The organism is Candidatus Omnitrophota bacterium (assembly GCA_030688425.1).
Lineage (GTDB): Bacteria > Omnitrophota > Gorgyraeia > Zapsychrales > JANLHA01 > JAUYIB01.
Window position 1 is genome coordinate 140,274 of sequence record JAUYIB010000021.1, and the last position, 25,995, is coordinate 166,268.

Sequence of the window (25,995 nt, forward strand, 5' to 3'; positions counted from 1 at the left end):
GGTTTATTTGAACGCCTTCGCGTTTTCCAGGGCCTCGTCGATATCTCCAACCATGTAAAAGGCCTGTTCCGGGACGGCGTCATGTTTTCCGTCCAGGATTTCCTTGAAAGACCGGATCGTGTCCTGCAGGTTGACGTAACGGCCCTTACGGCCGGTGAATTGCTCGGCAACGTGGAACGGCTGGGAAAGGAATTTTTGCACTTTTCGGGCCCGTTCAACCGTCAGTTTATCCTCTTCGGAAAGCTCATCCATGCCGAGGATTGCGATGATGTCCTGGAGTTCCTTGTAGCGCTGGAGCAGTTCCTGCACGCCCCGGGCCACCTGGTAATGCTCCTCCCCGACGATTTCCGGGGCGAGGATAGTGGACGTGGACGACAAGGGGTCCACCGCGGGATATATCCCCAGTTCAGCTATGGGGCGGGACAGTTCGGTGGTGGCGTCCAGGTGGGCGAAGGTCGCGGCCGGCGCCGGGTCCGTGTAATCGTCGGCAGGGACATAGATCGCCTGGATGGAAGTGATGGAGCCGTTTTTTGTCGAGGTGATTCTCTCCTGGAGTTCTCCCATGTCGGTTCCCAGGGTCGGCTGATAACCGACGGCGGACGGGATGCGTCCCAGCAGGGCGGACACTTCCGACCCGGCCTGGGTGAAACGGAAAATATTGTCGATAAAAAGAAGGACGTCCTGGTTCATGGCGTCCCGGAAATGCTCGGCGACGGTCAGGGCGGACAAGGCCACGCGGGCTCGGGCCCCAGGCGGTTCGTTCATCTGTCCGAAGATCAGGGCGGTCTTGTCTAAAACCCCCGCCTCCCGCATTTCTTTATAAAGCGCGGTCCCTTCCCTGGTCCTCTCTCCGACCCCGGCAAAAACCGAGTATCCCCCGTGCTCCTTGGCAATGTTGTGGATGAGTTCCTGGATGATGACGGTTTTTCCGACCCCGGCGCCGCCGAAAAGCCCGATCTTCCCTCCCTTGCGGTAGGGGGCCAAAAGGTCAATGACCTTGATCCCGGTCACCAGGACATTGTCCGTGGTTTCCTGGTCGGCCAGGGGCGGGGCCGGACGGTGGATTGGCATCCGCTGGTCAGTGTTGACAGGCCCGGCGTCATCGATCGGGTCTCCCAGCAGATTCAGCACGCGGCCGAGCGTGGCCGGGCCGACGGGCATGGTGATCTCGTCCCCTGTATTGACGACCTCCATTCCCCGGACCAGGCCGTCGGTGGTGTCCAGGGCGATGGTGCGCACGGTGTTTTCGCCGAGATGCTGGGCGACTTCCAGGGTGAGGTTATTCTTTTTATCGTTGATGGACGGGTTACTGGCCTTCAGGGCGCTGTAAATCAGCGGCAGTTTTCCTTCCGGGAAACTGACGTCGACAACGGCGCCAAGGACCTGCGTGATTTTTCCATTTTCGAGTTGTTTGGCTGTGCTCATAAGGGTCCTTTTTATTGTAAGGCTTCTTTGCCCGACACGATCTCGATCAATTCCTTGGTGATGTTCGCCTGGCGGGCGCGGTTGCGCAGGAGCGTGAACCAGTCGATCAGATCGGAGGCGTTTTGGGAAGCGCTGTCCATGGCGGTCATGCGCGCGCCATGCTCTCCGGCGGAGTTCTCCAGCAGCGCGAAATAAATCCGGAAAAATAAATACTTGGGAATGAGGACGTCCAGCAACTGGCTGCGCCGGGGCTCAAAAAGATAGTCCGCGTTCCACTCCTGCTCTCCGGGCCGGAGAAGATGCGGTTCGATCGGCAGTATCTGGAGAAACGCCGGTTTCTGGGACAAGGGGCTGTTGAAGACGTTGTAGCAGACATGGATCTCGTCGTATTTCTTCGAGAGGAAAAATTCCATCAGATCTCTTCCGATGGCCTTTGCAACAGCGAAGTCCGGGCGCGCGGTGGAATTCTCATAGAATTTTTCCACCTGCACGGTTTTTCGGAAATGCGCGTACCCGCGTTTTCCGCAAAAACTCATGGCCACGAATTTGTATTTGGCCCCCTCACTCTGCCGCCAGAGTTCGACGCCTTTGATCAGGGTATTATTGAAAGATCCGCACAGCCCCCGGTCCGATGTGATGAGCAGGACCAGGACATTGTTTACGTTCTCCCGCGGCGTCAGGAGCGGATGGGCCGAGAGTTCGACCGCCCCGGCGATCCGGCCGAGGAGTTCCGTCAGGTCCGTGGCGTAGAGCTTGGCGCGTTTCTGGGCCTCATGCGCGCGGTAGAGCTTGCTCATGGAGACCAGCTTCATTGTCTTGGTGATTTTTTCCGTGTTGTGGAGGCTTTGGAGCTTGACGTTGTATTCTTTAACACTGGGCATGGATCAGCTCCGGTACGATTCCTTGAATTTTTTGAGGAGGTCTTCCAGGCCCTTTTTGACGTCATCTGTCAGGGCTTTTTTTTCGTTAAACAAACGGACAAACTCGGTGAACCGTGTGTCCAGGGTTTCCAGGAGGTGCGTTTCGAAATCACGGACTTTGGCGACCGGGATATCATCCAGATACCCGTTGACGCCGGCGTAGATGATGGCCACCTGCTTGACGACCGGCAGGGGCTGCTGGACGCCCTGTTTGATGATCTCCATGAGCCGCTTCCCCCGTTCCAACTGGCGCCGGGACGCGACATCCAGGTCCGAGGCGAACTGCGCGAATGCCGCCAGCTCGCGGTACTGGGCGAGGTCCAGGCGTAAGGAACCCGCGGTCTGTTTCATGGCCTTGATCTGGGCGTCGCCGCCCACGCGGGATACCGACAATCCGGGGTTGATGGCCGGACGCTGGCCGGCGTAGAACAGGTCGCTCTCCAGGTAGATTTGCCCGTCGGTGATAGAGATGACGTTGGTGGGGATGTAGGCCGTAACGTCGCCGGCCTGGGTTTCGACAATCGGAAGGGCGGTCAGGCTTCCCGCGCCTTTGGCGTCACTCATTTTGGCCGCGCGTTCCAGCAAACGGCTGTGAAGATAAAAAATGTCGCCGGGAAAGGCCTCGCGGCCCGGAGGGCGGCGCAGGAGCAATGATAACTGGCGGTAGGCCTGGGCCTGCTTGGTCAAATCGTCGTAAACGATCAGCGCGTGCCGGCCGCTGTCCCGGTAGTATTCGGCCATGGTCGTGGCGGCATACGCGGCGATGAATTGCATGGGAGCCGGGTCCGAGGCCGAGGCCGCGACGATGGTGGTGTAATCGATGGCGCCGTATTTTTTCAATTTTTCATAAACCTGGGCCACGGTGGACCGTTTTTGCCCGATGGCCACGTAAAAACAGTGAACGTCCTGGCCGCGCTGGTTGATGATCGCGTCGATGGCCAGTGTGGTCTTGCCGGTCTTGCGGTCGCCGATGATCAGCTCGCGCTGCCCGCGGCCGATCGGGGTCAGGGCGTCGATGACCTTGATCCCGGTCTGCAGGGGTTCATGGACGTTCTTGCGGTCGATGATCCCCGGCGCCTTGATCTCGATCGGGCGGAACTCCTTGGCCTGGATCGGGGCATGGCCGTCGATGGCCTGGCCCAGCGCGTCGACCACGCGGCCGGCCAGGGCCTCTCCCACCGGCACGGACGCGATCGTTCCGGTCCGGCGGACTTCATCCCCTTCCTTGATGTTGGTGTCCAGCCCGAAGATGGCCGCGCCCACATTGTCTTCCTCGAGATTCAGGACGATCCCCTTCAGCCCGCCGGGAAATTCCACAAGCTCCCCGGCCATGGCCTGGCTCAGGCCGTAAATCCGCGCGATCCCGTCTCCCACGCTGATGACCCGGCCGATTTCATACATATTCGATTCCACCTTGAATTCGGCGAGCTCTTTTTTAAGGATGGCGGAAATTTCAGCGGTCTTGAGTTCTTTCATAGATGCGTTCCCTTAGCTGTTCATGATGCGGTTTTTGAATTTCTGGAGCTGGTTTTGGACGCTCAAATCATGGATCAAATCTTCCACCTGGATTTTGAAGCCGCCGATCAGTCCCGGGACCAGCTCGCTTTCCCAGCGGATGTCCTTCTGGTAACGCTGGCGCAAGCGGTCGCGGATGGCTTCCTCCTGCCCGGAGTCCAGGGCCGTCGCGGTGGTGATCTTGACCTTGAGGATGCCCTTTTGGGCAAAATAATCTTTTTCGAAATATTCGCAGATTTGGGGCATGGCCGGCAGGCGGTTTTTCCGGTCCAGAAAAAGCAGAAAATCCATTGTCAGCGGCCGGACACGCGTCTGGAAGAGCGCCGCGAGGACACTCTCTCGTTTTTCTCTGGGCAGATGGACATTTTTCAAGAAAGCGGCCAGCTCCGCAGAGTCGCCCACCGCCTGGCGGATCATGGACAGATCGGCATAGGCGTCGTCAAAGGCGTCTCCCTCTTTGCACAGCTCGAAGAAGGCCCGGGCGTATCGTTTTGCGGCTTTGGAGTTTTTCATCGCATTTCAGATCTTTTTGATCAGCTGGTCGATGAGTTTGCGGTTTTTTTCGTTGTCGAGGTTTTCTTCAATGATTTTCCCGGCCAGTTGGACGGCGATCTCGGCGCTTTCCTGGCGAAGCTGGGCCTCGGCCTTGTCCTTGGCGATCTGGATGTCACGCCGGGTATTTTCGAGAACGACCTGGGCCTCATTTTTGGCCTTTTGTTCGATGGCCTTGGCAAGATTTTGGGCCGCCTTCCGGGAATCATCCAGGATGTTTTTGGATTGTTCCCCTGCTTCATCCAGGATTTTGCTCCGGTTCTCCTCGATTTTTTCGTACTCCTGCCGGGTTTTTTCCGCCTCTTCAATCGAGCGGCGGATCCGGTTCTCGCGTTCGTCCAGCGCCGCCAGGATCGGTTTCCAGGCAAATTTTTGCAGGACAGCGAGGAGCAGGAAGAACGTGACCCACGTGAGGATGAGAACAGTGACGTCGGCGTTCAGGAGATTGGGTTTTTCAGGGGCGGCCGGCTGCGCAGTTTCCGCAATCAGGCCTTCCGGAACTGATGGATGATCGGCCATGGCAGAAATCCCGGGTTATCTGATCGCCAGCAGGCAGATGATGGCCGCGAAAAGGGCGATCCCCTCGATGAGCGCGGCTGCGATCAGCATGGCTGTCTGTATTTTTTTGGCGGCTTCAGGCTGCCTCGCCATGCCCATCAATGCCCCGAACGCCAGGATCCCGATCCCCAGCCCCGCCCCGAGAGTGACCATGCCGGCCCCGATGGCCGCATATGACCCATGAATAGCTGGCTCCATAAACAATTCCCTTTCCTATTAAAATACGTTAATAAAACAAACCATTATAACGGGATGTCCATTCCCTGTAAAGGGCCGAGGGCGTTAATGCTCGGGGTGATAGCTTTGCCCGATGAACATGGCCGATAACAGCGTAAAGATAAAAGCCTGCAGGAACGCGATGAAAATTTCCAGCAAGGAGATCAGCACTGCCAGAATGACGCTGGGCAGAGCGACATAGCCAAAAAACGCGACCAGGCTGAGCAGCGACAGGATCACAATATGGCCGGCCAGCATGTTGGCGAACAAGCGGATGGTCAGGGCAAAGGCCTTGACAAACATTCCGACGAATTCGATGGGAACGAGTACCACGAGGATCGGCCAGGGGACATCCGGAGGAACAAATGATTTGAAAAATCCGGACGCCCCGTTTTTCAAGACCGCGCCGACCGTCATGAACCCGAGCGTGATGAGCGCCAGGGCGGCCGTGACGTTGACGTTCGACGTCGCGGTGGAAAAGACAGGGATCAATCCCATGAGGTTCAACCCGGCGATGAAGAAAAAGAAGGTGCAGAAGAGCGGCGTCATCCTCCTCCCGTCTTTTTCCCCCAGGAAGGAAATCGCGATTTCATCGCGGATAAACAGGATAAAGGCCTCCAGGAGATTGGTGATCCCGGTCGGGACCTTGTCGTCCTTGCGGTAGACGACGCCGAACAGCAACAACAGCAGGAGCGCGCAAATGATCATCATCAGGCCGTGGAGCGTCAGCGATCCCGGCAACGGGACCGGCGGCAAGAAAGGCAGGTGCCATTCCTTGGCGTCCAGGACGTGGTGGATGACGAACTCGGACAGGCTGATGTCGTTTGCAGGTGTCATGAGATCAAAAGAGGTTCCCGGATGTTCATTTGTAATTGATAAAACGGTAAAGCCCGTAGGCGAAGACCGCGGCGCTGACCGCCAGCAGCATCCCGGCCGGCATCATTTTCTGGGTCTGGATCAAACGCAGAAGAAAGACACCGCTGAGAATTCCGCTGATCACCGCCAGCCCCAGGATCCCGTTCCGGGGGGCGTTGAGGGAAACGGCATAGCTCAAAAAAACAGCGGCCCCGGAAACGATCCCCATGATCAGGGACACCTTGCTGCCCGCCTTCCAGCCGAAAAACGCTCCCACCAGCATGAACACCCCGTATCCGATCAGGACGAATTTATCCAGCATGGGAATCTCCTTTTGTCTTGTGAGGTTGGTTTGATTACACTTTGGCGCTGTCGATGTCGATCCTGCCGGGCCGGACTTTTTCCTGGCGGGAAGACAATTCCCGCGGCAGGGCGGTCTCCACGCTGTCGGCCAGGGCCTGGATAAATCCAGGATGGCATTCCAGGGCCCTGGACATCCGGAAATCCGTGATCCCGGCGTCTTCCGCGACTTTGCGGTATTCGATGTCAATTTCGCAGAGTGTCTCAATATGGTCGGTCACAAAAGAAATGGGGACAACAAGAAGTTTTTTGATCCCCTGTTTGGCCAGCGTGTGAATCATGTTTTCAGTCGATGGTTTCAGCCACTGCAGGGGGCCGACGGCGCTTTGGTAAGACAGCGACCATTCTTTTGTCCGGCCCAGTTTGTTCAGCACGCAGCCGGCGGTTTGGGCCACCTGGAACGGGTAGGGGTCCCCTTCCGTCAGGAAATACAGCGGCAGGCCGTGAGCGGAGAACAGGAGATAAAAATCATCCAGCAATTCGGAAGGTTTGAGTGCTCCCTGGATCCGTTCGACAAAGGCCTGGATATATCCAGGGTGCAGAAAATATTCCGGCGTATCCAGGAATTCGACATCAGGATGGAATTGCCGGGCGGCCATGCTCAGGTAATGGATGTTCGATCCTGTGGTGGCTTTGGAATAATGCGGATACAGGCTCAACGGCAGAAGATATTTTTTCCCGGCGGCCTTGACCTGCATGAGGGTCTCGTTGGGCAGGGGCTGGCTGTAATTGAACGAGAAAATGACGTCGATCTCCCTTCCCCTTCTGCGCAATTCCTGGGCCAGGGCCTCGGCCTGGTTCCGGGTGGACTCAAAGATCGGGCTCCCTCCCCCGATGAGCTGATACCGTTCCGCCGCGGCCTTCCAGCGCAACGTCACGATCAGCCAGGAAAAAAACGGCTGCAGGAGGGCGGACAACGGAAATCGGATCAGAAGAGAATCGTTGAATAGTTTCAAAAGGAAGTCTTTGACGTCGGCGTTGCTTTTGGGCCCGCCCATGTTCATCAAGACCACCATCACTTCGGTCTCCGGCAAAAAGCGCTTGGGCTGATTTTTCCGGCGGGTGTCCGGGATCTGGTGGAGCCGTTTCCATTCGGCGTCCGTCATCCGGCGGCTGCGGAACCGGCTGCCGAGGATCTGCCCCAGGACCGCAAAAAATATAAAGACCGGGATCAGGGCTGGTGTGAGGTGCAGGGAGAGCCGCAGATAGATGATGAGAGGGATCGAGGCATGGATCCAGAAAAACCATTTGGCGGAAAACTTCGAATGGCCTTGCCGGATGTATCCCATCGGGATGTTGACGAGAAACGCCGCGGCAATGACCGTCAGGCAAGGATGCGAATAACAAAAATCAGGGATCATAGGGATTCTCGTGATTTCAACGGGTGTCCGTGTTTTACCGGAACCAGGATCAGGCTGAGTCGGGGCTTGTCAGGTATTCCTCTGCCGGGCCGGCAATGTCCTGGATTTTGGCCAGCTTTTCGTAAAATTCGGACAGCTTGGCCTCGATGATTTTTTCCACCGCGCCGACCGAGGCCTGCCGTTTGCGCATGCTTTCGTTCATGACCTGCTGTAGGTCATCGATGCAGGACAGATGGATTCCCGGAACGGTTGCTGTTTGCGGGTCGATGTTGCGTGGCATGGAGATGTCCATAAGGATGAGTTCCCTGCCCTTGCGGGCCTCCATGACTTTTTGGACGATGTCCTTCTCCAGGATATAGTGCGGCGCGCAAACGGCGCAGATCGCCACGTCCACTTCTGCCAAGGTTTCCTTAATGTCGCAAAATGAAACCGGGATTCCTTCGCATTTTTCAGCGAGGGCTTCCGCGTTGCACTGGGTCCGGTTCATCACGTAGACTTTGCTGACGCCTTTGCCGTAGATCTGGTTGATGGTCAGCTCCCCCATTTTCCCGGCGCCGATGATCAAAAACGATCTTCCTGCCAGGGTGCCGAGTTTCTGCTCGGCCATCATCACGGCGGCCCAGCTGACCGAGGATCCGCCGTAACTGATTTGGGTTTCTGTCTGGGCTTTTTTCCCTGTCCGGATCGCGATGTTGGCAAGGATGTTGAAATTTTTGCTGAACATGGCCCGGCTTTGCCCCCGCTCCAGCGATGTCCTGACCTGGCCGAGGATCTGCTTTTCGCCCAAAACCAGGGAATCCAGCCCGGCCGCGACCCTCAACAGGTGGCGGATTGCCTGCTCTTGCCGGTAAATGTAAAACAGTTTTCTGTCGTCCGGATGGAAGGGAATTTTCTTGATCGAGGAAACCAGGGCCGTAAAGAAACCCGCGAGGTTAAAATCCTCCAGAACATGGGCGTAAACCTCTGTTCGGTTGCAGGTGGACAGGATAAAGGCCTCAAAGACAGACGGGTTGCACTTCATCTCGCTCAGGACAAGGTCCTGCTGGAGCGGGGTCAGAAAAAACTTCTCCCGCGATTCGATGGGTGCGGTTTTGTGATTAATGCCGACGGTTACGATATTCATAGCGGAAAAAAATGGCTGAAAGATAGCTAAAACTATAGCATTAATGGTTGCTTTAATCCAGCATAAATTCCGAATTGAGGAGGATTTGCGGCAGGTCAGTCTTTGTACGGGTCGAATTCGTTTTCCCCGGCCATGGCGACTCCCAAAGGCTGGAGGGTGCGCAGGATGCGGATGGTATTTTTGTGGTATTCCAGGACCTCGGGCAGGCGCTTGTAGCAATGCGGGGATTCATCCGTTCCCGCCCCCCGCAGTTCCACCCCCATGGGTCTGATCCAGTTGAGCATCATGGCCTTCGTCACCTGGCCTCCTGTCCTGCGGCGGCCGCGGAACCGGCCGGCTGCGGCAGTCCGGGACATCACGCGCCCCGCGCCGTGGACCGTGGAATACAAGGATTTCCGGCTTTCGGCGGAATCCACACCCTCAATGATGACGGAAATGTCGCCCATGCTCCCTCCGACAAACCCTTTTTGCCCCTGGAACGCCGGCGTGGCGCCTTTGCGGACGACCCAGTATTTTTCTCCGTTGTGCTCTTCTTCCCAGGCGTAATTGTGGTGGTTGTGGATTTCTTCCAGGATCCGGGCGCCAAGGATCCGGGCGACGCGGCCGCAGACCCAGTCGCGTCCGGCATAGGCATAGCGCCCGGCCAGTTTCATGCAGGCGAGGTATTCCTGCCCCAGATTGCCGCGGGTGTCCAGGACCACCGGTTCCACAAACATGCCGTCCTTCCCTCCCCCGGCCGTGATGAAATGCGTTGCCAGATGATGCCCGAACCCGCGCGAGCCGAAATGGACGCCGACCCAGACCTGGTCCTCTTCATCCGTAAAAACGTCCACATAGTGATTGCCGCTGCCGATGGTTCCCAACTGGGATTGGGCCAGGGATTTGAGCTTTCGCGCTTCGGGGATCGTCCACGCGGGATCATTAAAGAGAGGATGATCAACGCTCTCTTTGTTTTTTCTTCCCACGCCGAACGACAGGGTATGGGCGATATCATCCATGATCCTGGAAATGTTCTTGCGGACGTCATCCGCCGGGACATCCAGGCGAACGGCTTTGTTTCCGCAGGCAATGTCATAGCCAACGCCCGACGGGCTGATCTTGTCCCTGTAAGCCACCACTCCGCCGATCGGGACGGCGTAGCCCTGGTGATGGTCGGCCATGAGCGCGGTATAGGACGCGGTTTTGGCGCAGGTGTTGATTTGCTCGATCGCTTCGTTGATCGGCTCGCCCCAGACAGGGGTGTTGTTGATGACTCGGTATGGCATATGGTTAGCGTATAGCGGACAGCGGTTAGTGTCCAGAAGAAAATAATGGGCGTGGCGCTGATTTACCCCCCGGCCACGGGCGGGATGAAAACAACGGTGTCGCCGGATTTCAGCAGGGTTTTGGGATCGCGGAATTCGTCGTTGAGCGCGACCTTGACGTGGCTGGATTCCAGGAGGAAATGGAATTTGGTTTTTAATTCTTGATACAGGTCGCCGGCGGTCTCAGCGGTTGTGCTGACGGTTTCCTGAGATATCCCGCGTTTTTCGCGCAGGACAGCGAAGTAGCGTACATGAATGGATTTTTCTGTGCTCATTCTTTCCTCTGGGCCAGCGCTTCTTTGGCCTGACGGAATTCTTCGGGAGTGTTGACGTTGTCCAGAGAGGCCGGATCATCCGGTTCCAGAATCAAGGCGTTGGAGTTGATGAGAATCTTTCGCGGGCAATGGAGGCCCTGGGCGAACGACCGTAGATGGTCGTTAAGCCCATGCGGTTCCCAGATCGCGCACAGCGGTTCCGGAAGCCCGTCGTGGCTGCTGCGGTAAGCCGTGGCTGTCTTTTGGGGGTCCCGGCGTTTAATAAGTTTTTGCAGAGTCTTGTCCGTGGCATACGGGAGGTCGCAGGCCATGACAAGCCACGCGGCCTGAGGATGCGTCTGCATGGCCGAAAGGATGCCTGAAAGCGGGCCTTCTCCTTCGATTTCGGGGAGATCGCAAATCCGGGGGAGCCCGTCACCGGCAGCCACGGGCTGGTCCCTGCGGCCGGAAATAAAAACCTTTTCGCAGAATTTTCCCAGAAGATCGAACGCGACATCGACCTGCGGCCTTCCGTGATAATTCAACGCCGCCTTGTCGGTTTTCATCCGTTCGCTTTTCCCTCCGGCCAGCACCAGGCCGTACAGGGGCGCAATCTTTTCCAGGGATGTTTTTAGATCGTCCATCGGAAAAATTTGACGCGTTCGTTTTGGCGGTATGTCCGCCCGGGAAGCAGTTCGACAAAACCGTCGGCCTGCGCCAGGGACACATAATCGCCTGAGCCGCTGTAACCAACGGCGCGGACAGCCCCCTGCGTCCGGGGATCAAATTTGACAGGAAGAAATTTCACCAGCGGGGGAGCGACCCGGAGGGTCTTTGCCAATGCGGCGGAATCCGGGTGAAGGACCTTGACCCCGGCCGCCCGGAGAAGATGCGGGACCACGTAACGGTAGGCGCAGACCAGCGTCGAGACCGGGTTCCCGGGCAGGGCAAAGACCGGCTGTCGTTTGCGGCTGGTCCCGAACCAGAAGGGTTTTCCGGGCCGTTGCGCGATTTTATGAAAAGCAACGCGAACCCCAAGGTCTTTGAGGACGGACGGGACGTAGTCGAATTTACCCATCGAGACTCCGCCGCTGAGAACCAAGACATCAAAACCTTTCAAGATTTTGTTCAGCCTGGACCGCAGGGCCTTGGGGTCGTCCTTGATGTGAAACAGCTCACTTTCAAAGATGCCAGCCCGTTTCAAGAGAGACAGTAACGCGTAAGAGTTGGAAAGTCGGATTTGATGCGGTGCGATTTTTTGGCGTGCGATGTTCACAAGTTCATTACCGGTGGCAATGACAGCCACCTTGATTTTTCTGGTCACCAGAACCCGGGATTTTCCGACGGAAGCCGCGACAGCCGTGTGCGGCGGGAGCATCCGGATACCTTTTGCAAGCAGCCGCTCCCCTTTTTTGTGGTCTGCGGCCTGCCGGACCATGAATTGACCGCGGGACAGGGCGGCATCGGATGCGATGACGGCGTGTCCATTTTCAATGCGGACGCGTTCGATCGGGACAACGCAATCGCACCCTTCCGGGAGCATGGCCCCGGTCATGATCTCAAAACATCCGTCGTTGCGCTTGAGCCTGGGGGCTTTTTGTCCGGCGGGTTGGACTCCCTCCAGAACAAATTTTCTTGTTCCATGTTCCCAGGAGGCCAAACAGACCGCGATCCCGTCCATGGTGGATTTATCAAACGCCGGGAGATCCCGGTCCGCGAAGATGTCTTCCCGCAGAACCAGGCCTGATGCGTCTGTAAGCGCGACGCGTTCAACCGGGAAGTCCCGCAGGTGCCGGGCGATCAGCTTGTCTGCCTGCGCAGGAAGGATCATGTTTTGCTGGATTTGTTTGCGTGTTGCCGGCCCAGGGCGATGGGGATGGTGATGGAGAGAAACAGCAGTTGGAGAGTCACATACACGGCAAGATTGGTGGCCACCCCTTGCATGAATCCGTAAGAATGCAGCCCGATGCTGAGAAGGTTGACCCCGAACCAGGCCCACATGACCACAATGAGAACAAGGACGCTGCTGGCGGCCACTCCCAGAGGCCCGATCAGCCCGCCGAGCCGCGCGTGGAAGATCATGGCGATCCACAGGATGATAAGCAGGGCCCCGTTTTCTTTCGGGTCCCAGCCCCAGAACCGTCCCCAGCTTTCGTCAGCCCATATCCCCCCGAGATTTGTTCCCAGGAATGTCATAGCCAGGCCGAACCCCAGGGCGCCGAGAAGCACTCGGGATGTCCTCTCCTGCAGGGCTTTGTTGTTTGGTTTGAAGATCGCCTGCAGGATGTAGATGTGGCCGATGATCCCGGCAACGCACGCTCCGGCGTATCCGGTCGTGATGCTGAGGACGTGGGTGGACAGCCAGAAGTTGGAATTCAGGACCGCGACGAGCATCCGCAGGGTGTCCCCCTCGCTGGCGAATTTGTTGGCGATGAGAAGAAAGACGAATCCGCCGATGGCCGAGACGACCAGCCCCAGCCATTGCCTGTTGAGCCGTTCGATGATCATGCCGGACAGCCCGATCATAAACGAGACAAAGACAAAGGTTTCATAAAGATTGCTTACCGGCGGCCGCCCCAGGATGGCAATCCGCATTCCCAGCCCGATCGTTTGCGTCACGAATCCAGCAACCGTGAGGCCCCAGGCCAGGGGGTATAGATATTTTTTGTCCGAAACGAGCGAAAACAAAAAAACCAGGAAGGCCAGGGCGTAAGAAATTTTTGTCCAGAGAAAAAGGTTGGCCTTGTTGTAGGCGATCTCGAGTTTGCCGTCCGGCAGGTCGCGGCCCATGGTGGACTGGTAACGGGTGCGGACCGATTGCTGGAAATGCTTGGCGGCCAGGTCGAAGGGGATCTGTTCACCGTTCCAGTAAGCCACCATCAGGTCGCGCAGGGCCACGGCCTCCTCCCTCCCTTCGGTGGTTTTGAACGCCGCCTGGAAAATGTCCCAGGGGCTCATCCAGCGCTCATCGTTGGGAAGGTACGACGGGACCACGGTGAACGGCAGCCCTTGGTATGACGCCGACCACTGATAGATCTGGGACATGAGGCCTGCCAGTTTTTTTTCGTCCTCTCCCCACTCGGCCATAGGCTTTTTTTCAAGCGGCTGGGTGATGGCGTAAATCTTGTCGGCTTTTTGGATGACCTCGATGAAGCTGAACATGGCCTGCTGTTCCGGCAGTCCGATCCGGCTGCGAAGGCGCGGGCTCGTGATCTCGAAGTCCGGATGCGGGAACGCGAACTGGAACGAATGGGTCAAATCGGCGTAGCCCCTCACGTTTTCATGAACGCGGATGATCTCATTTTCAACGAGATCTCGCTGTTTGTCCTCGATGCGGAACGCGGCCGCGGCCATTTCCGCCAGTTTGGGATAGACGGCTTCCATCTGGGCGAAGCTGTAACGCCGCCCGTGCTCCGGGGGAATTCCCAGAGATTCAACAATTTGAGGGTTGTTGACCAGGAAAATTTTGTCGTTCCGGGTTGTCTCCGGGGCGAGCAGGAATCGCGCCAGCCATCGGACAGCGGGTTCCTTGCCGACCTTGCTGCGGCCGGAAAACTGCAGAAGCAGGGTCCGGGCGTAGGTGTCCAGGGGTTTGATGCGGCCGTCGTGAAGGACCTGGATGGTCTGAAAATTTTTGAGCGAATTCACCTTCTTGGGGACCGGCGGTTCGGCGCCTCCGCGGTTCACTCCTCCGGCGGCGAAAAAGCACACGAGAAAAAGGACGCGTAATCTTAAGGGATTTTTCATGCTATGCTCCTGCCCGGGCTTTCTTCCCCCGCACGCCCATCATCAAAAAATGGATGGCCAGCCCGAAAAATGTCACGAAACTGGCAATATACGGCAACAGGCGGCCGGCGTTTTTGACAACGGCCAGGGTGGAATATTCCCGTCCGAGACTGTCAATCGAATATGACGCCTGGTAGAGCGTGTAATCCTTATAACGGAGAGGCTTGTTCATGGAAATTAAAATTTCCCGGGCGAGTCCCTGGGTTTTGATTTCCACGAGGCTCTGGTAACTTCTGGCGACCTCGGTGTTCGGGTGCTTTTCCATTTTAAAATCTTTTAAGAACAATGTGAATGGCATCGGGGACTTCATGGGCCGGAGCTGCACATGGACGGGCCCTTCCGGACGTTCGATTTTTGTGGCACGGTCTTCCCCGCCGTACAGCAGGACGTCTCCCAGGTCCGCGCTCCCCTGCTTCAGGTTGATAATGATGCCGGGGATGTTTTTTTCCGGTTCCTTGTTCCAGGGGACGGACGTCAGCGAGAGAATACCGGAGGCGTTTCTCGCGGATCCCGCCGGCTGGCCGGGCTGGACCATGGTGTAGGCCTGGCTGTTCGGATAATAAGTTTTGATCGTGAGCGCGAGCGATAGCTGGGGGATCGCGACCGTTTGGCCCTGAGCGATATTTTGGGTGTCCAGGGCGATCACGCGGCGTTTTTCAGCGTCATCGGTCCAGAAGGAGATTTCCCAGTCATGGTAGGAGGAAGAAATATTCGCCCCTTCGCCTTCCAGCAGGTGGAGATTGGACTCGCGGGTGAGATGGAACGTGGCAAAGGCGGCCACAAAATAAAGCAGCAATCCGCCGTGGATGACGAGCAGCCCCAGGTCGCGCGGGAATTGGGGGCGGGAAAATCGTGTGACAGTGGCGCAGGCGAGATTGATGAACATCACCCACAGCACGAGCCGGGCCCCGGGAAACGGGATGAAGCCCAGGGCGAGGAATCCAAGCGAATAAAAAAACCGATGTTGTGCGCCGTATAATCCCTGGGTCATCTGGGCGACGGTCCCCCAGAGGGTCAGGACAAACAGAAGAAAAAGGCAGACGACCGTGATTCGGACCGATGCGATCCGGCGGATCATGAGGGGAATGGGCGGTGTCTTGGGCATTATTACTGACGGCGCAATTTATGGGATAAAGTGAACATAAATTGCTGCCGGAATAAATCCCGCCGTTTAGTCCCGCCGTAGCGGGCTGGCGGGATGACTACTTTTTGACATTGATTGATCGGCCAAGGGCCCGGAACAGGGCCTGCTGGGCCGTGACGGCTTGTAGCGGTCCGGTTATCTTGACAAACACCGTGGCGCCTTCTGTTTCGATGATGGCGGCGGAAATGGTCGGGGTCGTGTCCGGCGCTCCGGCCTGGAGTTTGCCCAGATCCACGTAAAGGATCGGCAGCCCGGACGCTGTTTTTTCCCCGGACTCCAGCGCGTTATTTTTTTTCAGGAATTCGATGATGGACCCGCTGGGAGGCGGTTCAACTTTAATCTGTCCCATCCAGCGTGCAATGTTGGCGTCGATGCCGCCGGCTGGCCCTGCCAGGGACACGATAGAGCATTCCACCGCGTCGTCCCCTGCCCCGGCCTTGAATGTCGCAAGGCGAAAGCCGCTTCCCGGCAATTCCTGCCAGCCCTCGGGAGCGGTCCAGGAGATGGGCAGGTCTTTTTTGGCGGAAGCCAGCAGGGCTTCACTTTGGCCCGGAGGCATATCCATCCCCATTCCCGGCATCTCTTTCATGAAGGCATGCGGGTCTTCCGTGTTCATGAAGGCATGCGGGTCTTCCATGTTCAAGAAGGCGTGGGGATCCGCCATGTTCAAAAAGGCGTGAGGATCCCCGCCCTCTCCCATGAATCCGTGGGGATTTTGCGCGCTTGCGGCGCGCAATGGGGAGTGGATCACGGTTTCCTCATATATCCGGATTTGCGGGGAACGGTCACATCCGCAAATCAAGCCGCTCACCACGATTATGGCGGGTAAATGCTTCATACAGGCAGACATCATAGCAAAGTACTTCAAGATTTGCAACTGTTATTGATTCATCCGGAGTCTTTTTCACACAGGGATAGAGCGTTTCAGAAATTAAAATTTTTTTGTCGCGGTTTCGGCTTCTCATGTATACTACCCCTATGCTCGTTACAAAATCTCTCCGGGTGGATTATGAGGATGTGACCGCCGTCCAGGATCTTTCGTTTGAGATCAAGGCGGGCCAGATCTACGGCCTTGTCGGCCCGAACGGCGCGGGCAAGACATCCACCATCAAGGCCCTGGCTGGGATCATCGAACCCACCTACGGCGAAATTTCCATCGCCGGACACGACCTGGAATTCGACCATGAACAGGCCCTGCAGGGAATTGGCTTTATGCCGGATTTTCCTCCCGTCTACGAAAATCTCAAAGTTTGGGAATACCTGGACGTTTTTGCCGCCGCGTATCTTCTCCCCCGCTCCGAACGGATAACGAGGTGCCGCTACTGGATTGAGCAGGTGAACCTCTCCTCCAAGTGGGACGCTTTCGTCCGGGACCTCTCCCGCGGGATGCGCCAGCGGCTTGTCCTGGCCAAAACCCTTTTGCACAATCCCAAGGTCCTTCTTTTGGATGAGCCGGCCAGTGGCCTGGACCCGATCGCCCGCATGGAATTCCGCAAATTGTTGAAAAATATTTCATCCACAGGAATGACGATCTTGATCTCGAGCCACATCCTGACGGAGCTGAGCGATTTTTGCAACGCCGTCGGCATTATGGAAAAAGGCCGCATGGTCGTTTCGGGAAGCATTGATGAAATCCGCCGGCACATCGGCAGCAAGGGACAGATGTTCATCCGCCTCGCGAACGCCGAGGCCGGGGCTCAGCAGCGAGTTTTCGACACGCTGAAGGGGTATGCCGTTGTGACCGAACCCCAGTCCGGACCCTCCGGCGAGATCCGTGCTCTTTTTTCCGGGGAGCGGAAAGACTCCGCGCATATCCTCGCCGCCCTTGTTTCCCAGGGCGTCCCCGTGTCAGATTTTTACGTTAAAGAAGCCGATGTTGAGGATATTTTCTTTAAAATCGGCGCCAAGGAAGTGTCATGATCAAATTTCTGGATTTGCGGGACAATGCGCTGTTTTTGCAAAATTGGCGCGAACGGATGAGGGGGCCGACCGTGGCCGCGGCGGTACTGATGGCTTCGGTCATCATCATGTTGATTTTTTTGACGACGTATTTTAACCGAGAATACGATCACAGCCGGAGGAACCAGCAACAGTACGGGACAAAAGCTCATTACTCGCATTCCAATTATTACTCCGAGCGCCGGGAAATCCCCTGGCTGGAAATGTCCTTTTACTACATAACGTATTTTCAGGGAGTTGTTCTTCTTTTATTCGGGACCATTTCGGCCGACCGGATGGCGGTCCGCGAACGGGCCAGCGGGACGCTGGAGTATCATCGCTGTTCTCCGACCCGCCGGCTGGACCAGTTCGCCGGCCTTCTCCTGGGATCGACGTGCCTGGAGTGGTGTATCGTCCTGGGGAGCCTGCCCATCTCTCTTTTTCTTGTGCTGGTCACGGAAATCAGCCTGCTGCGGTTTTTTATTTTTTATCTCAGTCTCTTTCTTTCGGCCGTTTTTTATCATGCCTTTGCCGTTCTCCTGGCCACGGCCGCCAATCAGCGCAGTCTCCTGAATCACCGGAGGATCAGCGCGGTCCACATCGTGGTGGTCATGCTGTTCGCGAGCGGCGCCTTCATGTATTCCGGCTCTTCAGCGCTGTATCATCTTTCCTGGATCCCGAATTATGAGCAATTGACCTGGGATATCAAAGGGCATGACACCGGATCGTCCTACTCTTATTATGATTGGCGGGGCGTCATGGAGAAAAAATTATATTCATTTTTCGGTGTGGGGCTGCCCTCCCTCGTCCTGCAGGGCCTGGTCCAGCTCCCGATCCTGATCATGTTCATCACGGGCATCGTCCGGCAGATTTCCAAGCCGGATCGCCCCCTGTTTTCCAAGCCCCAATCCGCGCTCTTGATCTTCATTGTCCTTTTTCTGTTCACCGGCAGCGCCTATTCCGGCTACATCTATGGGCCCAATTATTCTTATTCGTACTCCCGGTATGACGGCGACCATTCGTATTCCCAGCAGGCCGTCAATGAGATTGTGCCTGTCCTGGCCATCCTGATCTGGGCCATGGGCGTGATCGGGGCGCTGTCCGTCACCCCCACGCGGCTTTTGTTCGAGAAAGGGCTGCGCAAAGCGAAAAAATTGAAGCTCCGGCTGGATCCCAACGACGATCACAGCAGCAACACGTTTTGGCTCGCGACCTTCGGGATCGTTGTCATGGCCGTGCTGTTCATGTTCCGTTATGTTTTTTGGGGGCCGTTCCTCAACTGGGTGTTCGCCTTTATTCTGCTCATGAGCCACGTGGTCTTCTTTGCCTGCGCCTTTGAATATGTCCGGCTGAGCAAGCACCACCGGAAGATGATCCTTTTTACGACCGTGATCGTGCTTTTGTGGTTTGTCCTGCCGTTTTTCAGCATGGCCCTGGCGGCGTCGAACAAGATCCACGTGTCTGTTCCGTATGCCATGATGTCGTCGTCCCCCTTTTGGAATATCGATATCATCCGCGATCTTTTGGCCGGCAAAGTGGATTTCTTTGATTTTCAGGCGTACCGGAGCGCCACGCACTACGATTCCTATTATCTTGCCCGCCAGGACATCCATTTTTACCTCGCCCTGTTCCTGAACCTGGCGTGGGCCACGGCAGCCGCCGTGCTCGTTAAACAGGAACGGGACAAGCTTTACCGTCAGATTGTCGAATCTCCGGCCTCCTCACAGCCGGCATAGGGCCAGGGTTTCTTGAAACAAAACAGGCAGACGAAATATCGTCTGCCTGTTTTGTTTACGGAAAATCTGCTTGAGAAATTTTAAGGCTGACTTTCGAGAACTACGGCCAAGACTGCAGCGGCGATCATCACGGCCAAAAGCGTGACAATAAGGACTTTTGTTAAAAGTTTGGTTTGATCGTTCATTCCCTCTCCCCTCGTTTCAAAAAGCCCTTAGATGTTTAGCCATCTGATTCTTCCACGAGTCCTTTGGTGTTTTGGATACAATCGGCGACCGAGATCCCACCCAGGTAATTCCCTGCCAAATGGCAGTTCGGCAGATCTCTCATGCCGGCCGCCAGCTGTTCCGTGATCCTGGGGTGCTCCAGGCCATAAAGCGGGATGGCATGGGCCAGGTAAGAATAACACCGTTCAACGGGATCGGCCGTGATGGAGAACCGGGAGCGCACTTCTTCGATGGCGGTCGGAAGAAAGGTCCTGGGATCGATATCCGGACGCCCGGGGCGGATCAGGACACGGAACAGGAATTTTTCCGGTTCTGTGTGTCCCGGAAAGATATTCCCGGAAAACAGGACCCCCAGGATTTCGCTGTTGCCTTCCGTTGGGACAAGATAGCCGAACCCTTCGGGGATTTTCTTGAGATCTTTTGTGTGGTAGACAAGCCCCGCGACCAGGATCGGAACGTATTCGATCTTTTTAAGCAAGCCGCAGACCTCGGCGTTTGCGTCAGCGATCAGCCGGGCAGCGGTATAGGCCGGGGTGCAAATGAAGACCTGGTCCGCGAAATATTTCACTTTGGGCGTTTCAATCACATACCCGCCCCCTTCCTTTTTCATGCCCATGACGTCTTCACCGAGGTGGATGTGGTGCTGATATCTGGAGTAAATCTCCTGCGGCAGTTGCTGCATTCCCCGGCGGAAGGAGCACAACTGGCCGAACGGCGAGGATCTCGGTTTCCCTGGCGGCAACGCCTGTTTGCGCTGTTTCATCAACGCCATCAATCCTTTGAGGACAGACCCGTGTTTTGATTCCAGGTCGTAGAGCAGAGGGAACGCGGCCTTAAGGCTCATCCGGCGGATGTCGGCCCCGTAAATCCCTTTGGCCAGACAGTCGAGCAGAATTTCTGCCACGCCTTTTCCAAAGCGGCGGCGGCCAAAATCATAAACGCTCTCCTCAGGGCTGGGGCGGCCGGGGACGCAGGGTTCCCAAAAGAGACGGAGTTTGTCGAAAAGGCTTAACGGGGAAAACGTCAAAAGCCCGGCCGGATTGGCGGGCAGGGCATGCAGCCGGCCCCTCCAGGCGATAAAGCGGAGTTTGGCCGCCGGCGCGGCGCGCAGGATTTCTCCCTCGAGACCGAGTTCCCGGATGAGGGCCATGGCCTGCTCTTTAGAGTCGAGGATCCCGTTGGGGCCGCTTTCAAAAAGGCAGCCGGAATGGTTTGAGGATTGAATCACTCCGCCGGAGCGGCCCTCCTTTTCAAACAGGTTGATCTGGACGTCGCTGGCCGCCGGATACTTCTGCTTGAGATAATGAAGGACGGCCAGCCCGCTGATGCCGCCGCCGATAATAGCGATGTGTTTTCTCATGGTTTACGGAATTTCCGGATTTCCCGGATGACCAGCCGGAGTTTGTCGACCTTGACGTCCGGGAAAACGCCGTGGCTCAGGTTAAAAATATATTTTTTATAACCGGATGCCGCTTTCAACAGGAGCCGCACCTCTTTGGCCAGGGTCCGGTCGTCCGCGTAAAGCAGCGTGTTGCACAGGTTCCCCTGCACCCCTTTCCCGGATTTGAGCAATGCCGGGCATTTCGCAAGATCAACGGTTTCACAGACCGAAAGCATGCCGGCGCCGGACCGGACCATCTCCGGGATGAGGTGATGGCAATTTTTAAGATAATAAATGGATGGCAGGCGGAGTGTTTTGAAAATCCTTTGCACATACGGCAGGACCCATTGGCGGTATTCCTTGTCCCGGAGGATCCCTCCCCAGCTGTCAAAAAGCTGGAAGACCGCGATCCCCGCCTCCTGCTGGGCTTTCAGATAACAGATGGTGTTATCGGTCAGCGCGGAGAGCGCCCGGTGAAATTCTTTGGGATGCTGGTGCGCGAAGGCCAATGTTTTGCGGAATGAGATGGAAGATCCGCCTTCGATCAAATAGCACAGGACCGTGAACGGGGCGCCGGCAAATCCTATGAGCGGGATTGAGGCAGGCAGCTTTTTGAGGGTCAGGGTGATGGCTTCCTGGATGCCGGAGAATTTTTCGGCCGTCTGCATCCGGGCCACGTCCGACGGACGGGCGATAGGGTTGGCGATGACCGGCCCGATCTCCTTGCTGAAACGGATCCGGAAGCCCATGAGCGACGGCAGGGTCAGGATGTCGGCGAACAGAATCGCCGCGTCCACGTCGAGTTCCCGGACAGGCAGGCAGGTGACCTCGGAGGCGGTCTGCGGATCCGCAAACATCTCTTCCAGGGTGTGATTTTTGCGGATGGCCTGGTAAGACGGAAGATACCGCCCGGCCTGACGCATGAACCAGACGGGGATCTCCGTGTTGGTGCCTTGAAAAGCCTGTAACAGCAGGGGCGTTGTCATCAAACGGTGCGAGAAAAATTTTTGTGGGCGTCGGCCTGGTGAAGGTACCAGTCGAATCCCATGCAGATGTTCCGGATAAAGAATTTCCCGAGTTCCGTGACTTTGAGGGATCTTTCCCCGGCCTCCAGCAGGCGGTCCCGGACGCAGGCCTCAATGTGCGGCTGTTCTTTTTGGAAATACCGGTCAAAATCAGTGTGGAACTCATCGGCAAATTTCAATTTATCCACCTCAAACTGGCATATGAGCGCGTTGATGGTCCACCGGCGCGCCCGGTCGTCCAGGGACAGGACCTTTCCCCTCTCCACCGGAAGGGCGCCGCTGTCCAGGGCTTTGGTATACTCCGGCAGGGTTTTGTGATTTTGCACATAGGTATGTTCGAGGAATCCGATCGCGGAAACTCCCGCCCCGACATATTCGTCCGCGGGTTTCACCGTGTAGCCCATGAAATTCCGGTATAATGTCCCGCCGCGGAACGCCACGGCCAGCTCGTCGTTCTTCAAGGCGAAATGGTCCATGGCGATCGCGTCGTATCCGTTGTTCAGGAACATGCCCCTGGCCTCCAGGAAGATCTCCAGTTTCTGGTCGGTCCCCGGCAGGTCGGCGGTGTCGAGCTTGGTCTGGTGCTTTTTCATCCAGGGCAGATAGGCGAAACTGTAGAGGGCGATCCGGTCCGGTTTCAGCGCGATGACCTTGGCCACGGTGTCCCGGAACGATTCCCGTGTCTGGAGCGGCAGGCCGTAAATCAGGTCAAAATTGATCGAAAGGAATCCCAACTCGCGGCACCAGGCGTTCACTTCTTCCACCCGTTCGAAGGGCTGGATCCGGTTCACCGTTTCCTGGACCTTGGCGTCAAAATCCTGGATTCCCATGGAGACACGGTTGAATCCGAGTTTTTGCAGGAGCTGCAATTTGCCGCGGGTGACACGGCGGGGATCGATCTCAATGGCGACCTCGCCCGCGAAGTCGATGTCAAAATGGCTGGCAATCCTGGCGAAAAGTTTTTGCAGTTGTCCTTCTGACAAAAAGGTCGGGGTCCCTCCGCCCCAATGCAGCTGGCGGATCGTCTTGCGGCGGCCGATATGCCCGGCGATAAGGTCGATTTCCCTGAACAGTGACTTCAGGTAGTCGTCCCCGTAATGTTCCTCCTGCTTGCGGATGGCGACCATGCAGGCGCAGAAATAGCACATGCTTTCGCAAAATGGGATATGGATATAAAGCGACAGGGTCTTTTCGCTTTGGCCGAAAGCGGCGAGTTTCCCGGCGTAAACGGCAGGCGTGACTTCATCGGACCACTCCGGCGCGGTGGGATAACTGGTGTAGCGCGGCCCGGGCACGTCATATTTCTGGATGGTTTTTTTGTCGATCAGCAGAGACATAAAAATCCTTTTGGCTTATTTTACAGGCCTGGGGATACGTTGTCCAGCGGCATCACGGGACGGAGCGGTGTTTGTCCGGGCGGGGATGATCAAACGGCGGCCGAGCGGAACTCTTTGTTCATCCGGGCGATGTTGGAAACCTTGATCTGCTTGGGGCAGGCGGCCTCGCATTCATATTCGTTGGAGCAATTGCCGAACCCTTCCTTGTCCATCTGCTCGACCATGTTCAGGGCGCGGGCCTTCCGTTCGATCTGTCCGTGCGGCAAAAGCGCCAGGTGGCTGATCTTGGCCCCCACAAACAGCATGGCTGAAGCGTTCGGGCAGGCCGCGACACAGGCCCCGCACCCGATGCAGGCCGCGGCGTCCATGGCAAGGTCCGCGTTCTCTTTGGAGACGGGGATGGCATTGGCCTCAGGGGCAGATCCGGTCTTGGCGGAAATGTATCCTCCAGCCGTGATGATCCGGTCAAACGACGAGCGGTCCACAACCAAATCTTTGACCACCGGAAACGCCCGGGACCTCCAGGGCTCGATGGTAATGACGGCGTTGTTCTTGAAGTGCCTCAGGTGCAGCTGGCAGAACGTTGTCCCCGGAACGGGGCCGTGGGCCTGCCCATTGACGACCGCGCCGCACATCCCGCAAATCCCTTCACGGCAGTCATGATCGAACTCGACCGGCTCGGCTCCCTTGGACGCCAGGTCCTCATTGAGGACATCCAGCATTTCCAGGAACGACATGGAGGTGTCCAGGTCTTTGAGACGGTAAGTTTCGAACTTTCCTTTGGACTTGCCGTCTTTTTGGCGCCAGATCTTTAATTTGACATTGATTTTGTCGTGCATAGAAGATTCCTTGGGGCTATTTTAATTCTCTCCTCGCGATTCCCGCGATCAGGATCCCGCAGGCGGCCGATAACCCGACCATCGCGGTATGCAGTTTGGTCGGCTCGCCAACGTAAAAATTGACGTAAAGAAAGAATATGACAAACTGGACGATGCAGGCGGCGTAAACGGCCTGCAGGAGTTGTTTGCTGGATGCCATGCATTCCTCCTTTGCCCGGTTACTTGTAGCTCCGCTGGGACAGATGAACGTTCTCGAATGACAAGGATTCTTTGTGGAGAACAGGGTCCTTCTTGTCCCCGGCATATTCCCATGCGGCCACATACGAAAAGTTTGCGTCATCCCGCAGGGCTTCCCCTTCGGGAGTCTGGTGTTCCTCGCGAAAATGTCCGCCCGCGGATTCCTGCCGGTGAAGTGCGTCCAGGATCAACAGTTCGGCGAATTCCATGAAATCCGCCACCCGGCCGGCTTTTTCCAGCGATGAGTTCAGGCTCTCTCCGGATCCGGGCACGTTGACGTTCTCCCAGAATTCCTGGCGAATCCGGGGAATCTGCGCGAAAGCCTCCTTGAGGCCCTTTTCATTACGGGCCATGCCGCAGTTGTTCCAGAGCAGTTTCCCCAGCTGGCGGTGGAAGTCGTCCACGGTGCGCTTGCCCCCGACGGTCAGGAGCCGGTTCGTTTTTTGTTTGGACTGAGATTCCGCGGCCTGGAATTCGGTGTGGCGGAGAATGTCGGGCTTGGCCGGCGCGCAGGACGCGAGATAATCGCCGATGGTGTAGGGCAGGATGAAATATCCGTCGGCCAGCCCCTGCATCAGGGCGCTCGCCCCCAGCCGGTTGGCGCCGTGGTCCGAGAAATTGGCCTCGCCGATGACAAAAAGCCCCGGCAGGTTGCTCATCAGGTTGTAATCCACCCAGAGGCCCCCCATGGTGTAATGCGGGGCCGGGTAGATCATCATGGGGCTGCCGTAGGGATTGACTCCGGTGATCATTTCATACATCTGAAAAAGGTTGCCGTAGCGGCTTTCGATCGTGTCCTTGCCCAGGCGCTGGATGGCGTCCGAAAAATCCAGGTGCACCGCCTGCCCGGCCGGTCCGACTCCTCGGCCCTGGTCACATTGTTCCTTGACGTTGCGCGAAGCGATGTCGCGCGGTACCAGGTTACCGAAGCTGGGATATTTTCTTTCCAGAAAATAGTCCCTCTCCTTTTCCGGGATGTCGGACGGAAGGCGTTTGTCCCCGGGGTTCTGCGGCACCCAGACGCGGCCGTCATTGCGCAGGCTCTCGCTCATCAGGGTCAGCTTGGATTGGTAATCCCCGTGCGAAGGAAGGCAGGTCGGATGGATCTGCGTGTAACACGGATTGGCGAAGCAGGCGCCTTTTTTATAGGCCCGCCAGATGGCGGTGACGTTGCAGGCCTTGGCGTTGGTCGAAAGGTAAAATGCGTTGGCATAGCCGCCGGTGGCCATGACAACCGCATCGGCGGCGTGGGACGTGATTCCCCCGGTGGCGAGGTCGCGTGTGATGATCCCCCGGACCGCGCCGTCGATCACGACCAGGTCGAGCATCTCGGTCCGCGGATGAAGTTCGATCGTCTTTTTGGCGACCTCTTTCATCAAGGCGCCGTAGGCCCCCAGTAAAAGCTGCTGGCCGGTCTGGCCCCGCGCGTAGAACGTCCGGGACACCTGCGCGCCGCCGAAGGAACGGTTGTCCAGATATCCGCTGTATTCGCGGGCGAACGGCACGCCCTGGGCCACGCATTGGTCAATGATGCAGTTGCTCACTTCGGCCAGGCGGTAGACGTTCGCTTCTCTGGCGCGGAAGTCGCCCCCTTTGATCGTATCGTAAAAAAGCCGTTCAACGCTGTCGCCGTCATTGGGATAATTTTTCGCGGCGTTGATCCCCCCTTGCGCGGCGATGCTGTGCGCCCGCCGGGGGCTGTCCTGGAAGCAGAACGCCTTGACCCGGTATCCCAGCTCGGCCAACGAGGCCGCGGCCGACGCTCCGGCCAGCCCTGTGCCGACCACGATGACGGAATATTTTCGTTTGTTGGCCGGGTTGACCAGCTTGAGCTTCATTTTGTGCGCGGTCCATTTGTCTTTCAAGGGACCGGCCGGGATTTTGGAATTGAGCATCAGTCTCTT

Annotated in this window: 25 protein-coding genes; 2 read left to right on the forward strand and 23 right to left on the reverse strand. The window is 57.0% G+C overall.

Features of this window, described 5'->3' with window-relative positions; genetic code table 11:
- Positions 1 to 3: 3 nt before the first annotated feature.
- The 17 genes from atpD to Q8Q08_09390 form a co-directional block, all read right to left on the reverse strand.
- A complete protein-coding gene (gene atpD / locus Q8Q08_09310; GenBank protein MDP2654214.1) occupies positions 4 to 1,425 on the reverse strand; it encodes a F0F1 ATP synthase subunit beta in 1,422 nt (473 codons plus the stop codon).
- An 11-nt stretch (positions 1,426 to 1,436) separates the two neighbouring features.
- Complete coding sequence (atpG, locus tag Q8Q08_09315) at positions 1,437 to 2,306, reverse strand: ATP synthase F1 subunit gamma (GenBank protein MDP2654215.1); 870 nt, start codon at positions 2,304 to 2,306, stop codon at positions 1,437 to 1,439.
- 3 nt (positions 2,307 to 2,309) lie between these two features.
- Entirely contained in the window at positions 2,310 to 3,821 is a 1,512-nt protein-coding gene (atpA, locus tag Q8Q08_09320; GenBank protein ID MDP2654216.1) for a F0F1 ATP synthase subunit alpha, read from the reverse strand.
- A gap of 12 nt (positions 3,822 to 3,833) precedes the next feature.
- Complete coding sequence (atpH, locus tag Q8Q08_09325) at positions 3,834 to 4,373, reverse strand: ATP synthase F1 subunit delta (GenBank protein ID MDP2654217.1); 540 nt, start codon at positions 4,371 to 4,373, stop codon at positions 3,834 to 3,836.
- 6 nt (positions 4,374 to 4,379) lie between these two features.
- Positions 4,380 to 4,931, reverse strand: coding sequence for a F0F1 ATP synthase subunit B (atpF, locus tag Q8Q08_09330; GenBank protein MDP2654218.1), 552 nt, complete (start codon positions 4,929 to 4,931; stop codon positions 4,380 to 4,382).
- Positions 4,932 to 4,946: 15 nt separating this feature from the next.
- Positions 4,947 to 5,168, reverse strand: a complete 222-nt coding sequence (gene atpE, locus Q8Q08_09335) for an ATP synthase F0 subunit C (GenBank protein ID MDP2654219.1) — start codon at positions 5,166 to 5,168, stop codon at positions 4,947 to 4,949.
- Between the two features lie 84 nt (positions 5,169 to 5,252).
- The gene (gene atpB / locus Q8Q08_09340; GenBank protein MDP2654220.1) at positions 5,253 to 6,023 is read right to left on the reverse strand and encodes a F0F1 ATP synthase subunit A; all 771 of its coding nucleotides are present in this window, start codon (positions 6,021 to 6,023) and stop codon (positions 5,253 to 5,255) included.
- A gap of 25 nt (positions 6,024 to 6,048) precedes the next feature.
- Entirely contained in the window at positions 6,049 to 6,363 is a 315-nt protein-coding gene (locus tag Q8Q08_09345) for a TMEM14 family protein (protein MDP2654221.1), read from the reverse strand.
- A gap of 34 nt (positions 6,364 to 6,397) precedes the next feature.
- Positions 6,398 to 7,762 (reverse strand): ferrochelatase, encoded by a 1,365-nt coding sequence (gene hemH, locus Q8Q08_09350; GenBank protein MDP2654222.1) that lies wholly within the window; start codon positions 7,760 to 7,762, stop codon positions 6,398 to 6,400.
- Between the two features lie 49 nt (positions 7,763 to 7,811).
- A complete protein-coding gene (gene hemA, locus Q8Q08_09355) occupies positions 7,812 to 8,885 on the reverse strand; it encodes a glutamyl-tRNA reductase (GenBank protein MDP2654223.1) in 1,074 nt (357 codons plus the stop codon).
- 95 nt (positions 8,886 to 8,980) lie between these two features.
- On the reverse strand, positions 8,981 to 10,150 hold the full coding sequence (locus tag Q8Q08_09360; GenBank protein MDP2654224.1) for an RtcB family protein: 1,170 nt from the start codon (positions 10,148 to 10,150) through the stop codon (positions 8,981 to 8,983).
- A 62-nt stretch (positions 10,151 to 10,212) separates the two neighbouring features.
- Positions 10,213 to 10,464, reverse strand: coding sequence for a molybdopterin converting factor subunit 1 (gene moaD / locus Q8Q08_09365; protein ID MDP2654225.1), 252 nt, complete (start codon positions 10,462 to 10,464; stop codon positions 10,213 to 10,215).
- Positions 10,461 to 11,087, reverse strand: a complete 627-nt coding sequence (locus Q8Q08_09370) for an NTP transferase domain-containing protein (GenBank protein MDP2654226.1) — start codon at positions 11,085 to 11,087, stop codon at positions 10,461 to 10,463. The genes moaD and Q8Q08_09370 overlap by 4 nt, the downstream gene beginning before the upstream one ends.
- On the reverse strand, positions 11,075 to 12,274 hold the full coding sequence (locus Q8Q08_09375) for a molybdopterin molybdotransferase MoeA (protein MDP2654227.1): 1,200 nt from the start codon (positions 12,272 to 12,274) through the stop codon (positions 11,075 to 11,077). Before Q8Q08_09375 ends, Q8Q08_09370 begins: the two co-directional genes overlap by 13 nt.
- Positions 12,271 to 14,190: a cytochrome c biogenesis protein CcsA gene (gene ccsA / locus Q8Q08_09380; GenBank protein MDP2654228.1), complete on the reverse strand. Its 1,920-nt coding sequence runs from the start codon at positions 14,188 to 14,190 to the stop codon at positions 12,271 to 12,273. The genes Q8Q08_09375 and ccsA overlap by 4 nt, the downstream gene beginning before the upstream one ends.
- 1 nt (position 14,191) lies before the next feature.
- Positions 14,192 to 15,334 (reverse strand): cytochrome c biogenesis protein ResB, encoded by a 1,143-nt coding sequence (locus Q8Q08_09385; GenBank protein ID MDP2654229.1) that lies wholly within the window; start codon positions 15,332 to 15,334, stop codon positions 14,192 to 14,194.
- Positions 15,335 to 15,431: 97 nt separating this feature from the next.
- Positions 15,432 to 16,211, reverse strand: a complete 780-nt coding sequence (locus tag Q8Q08_09390; protein ID MDP2654230.1) for a hypothetical protein — start codon at positions 16,209 to 16,211, stop codon at positions 15,432 to 15,434.
- Between the two features lie 140 nt (positions 16,212 to 16,351).
- On the opposite strand from Q8Q08_09390, the gene Q8Q08_09395 reads away from it, so the two are divergent.
- The gene (locus Q8Q08_09395) at positions 16,352 to 17,293 is read left to right on the forward strand and encodes an ABC transporter ATP-binding protein (GenBank protein ID MDP2654231.1); all 942 of its coding nucleotides are present in this window, start codon (positions 16,352 to 16,354) and stop codon (positions 17,291 to 17,293) included.
- The gene (locus Q8Q08_09400) at positions 17,290 to 19,047 is read left to right on the forward strand and encodes a hypothetical protein (protein ID MDP2654232.1); all 1,758 of its coding nucleotides are present in this window, start codon (positions 17,290 to 17,292) and stop codon (positions 19,045 to 19,047) included. Before Q8Q08_09395 ends, Q8Q08_09400 begins: the two co-directional genes overlap by 4 nt.
- Positions 19,048 to 19,267: 220 nt before the next feature.
- Here the strand turns inward: Q8Q08_09400 and hemG are convergent, their stop codons facing one another.
- From hemG to Q8Q08_09430, 6 genes are all read right to left on the reverse strand, one after another.
- Positions 19,268 to 20,632: a protoporphyrinogen oxidase gene (gene hemG, locus Q8Q08_09405; GenBank protein MDP2654233.1), complete on the reverse strand. Its 1,365-nt coding sequence runs from the start codon at positions 20,630 to 20,632 to the stop codon at positions 19,268 to 19,270.
- Entirely contained in the window at positions 20,629 to 21,639 is a 1,011-nt protein-coding gene (gene hemE / locus Q8Q08_09410; protein ID MDP2654234.1) for a uroporphyrinogen decarboxylase, read from the reverse strand. Before hemE ends, hemG begins: the two co-directional genes overlap by 4 nt.
- A complete protein-coding gene (hemN, locus tag Q8Q08_09415) occupies positions 21,639 to 23,015 on the reverse strand; it encodes an oxygen-independent coproporphyrinogen III oxidase (GenBank protein MDP2654235.1) in 1,377 nt (458 codons plus the stop codon). The genes hemE and hemN overlap by 1 nt, the downstream gene beginning before the upstream one ends.
- Before the next feature lie 89 nt (positions 23,016 to 23,104).
- Positions 23,105 to 23,854, reverse strand: a complete 750-nt coding sequence (locus tag Q8Q08_09420; protein ID MDP2654236.1) for a succinate dehydrogenase/fumarate reductase iron-sulfur subunit — start codon at positions 23,852 to 23,854, stop codon at positions 23,105 to 23,107.
- A 16-nt stretch (positions 23,855 to 23,870) separates the two neighbouring features.
- The gene (locus tag Q8Q08_09425) at positions 23,871 to 24,053 is read right to left on the reverse strand and encodes a hypothetical protein (protein ID MDP2654237.1); all 183 of its coding nucleotides are present in this window, start codon (positions 24,051 to 24,053) and stop codon (positions 23,871 to 23,873) included.
- Between the two features lie 19 nt (positions 24,054 to 24,072).
- Positions 24,073 to 25,989, reverse strand: coding sequence for a fumarate reductase/succinate dehydrogenase flavoprotein subunit (locus Q8Q08_09430; protein MDP2654238.1), 1,917 nt, complete (start codon positions 25,987 to 25,989; stop codon positions 24,073 to 24,075).
- Positions 25,990 to 25,995: the final 6 nt, after the last annotated feature.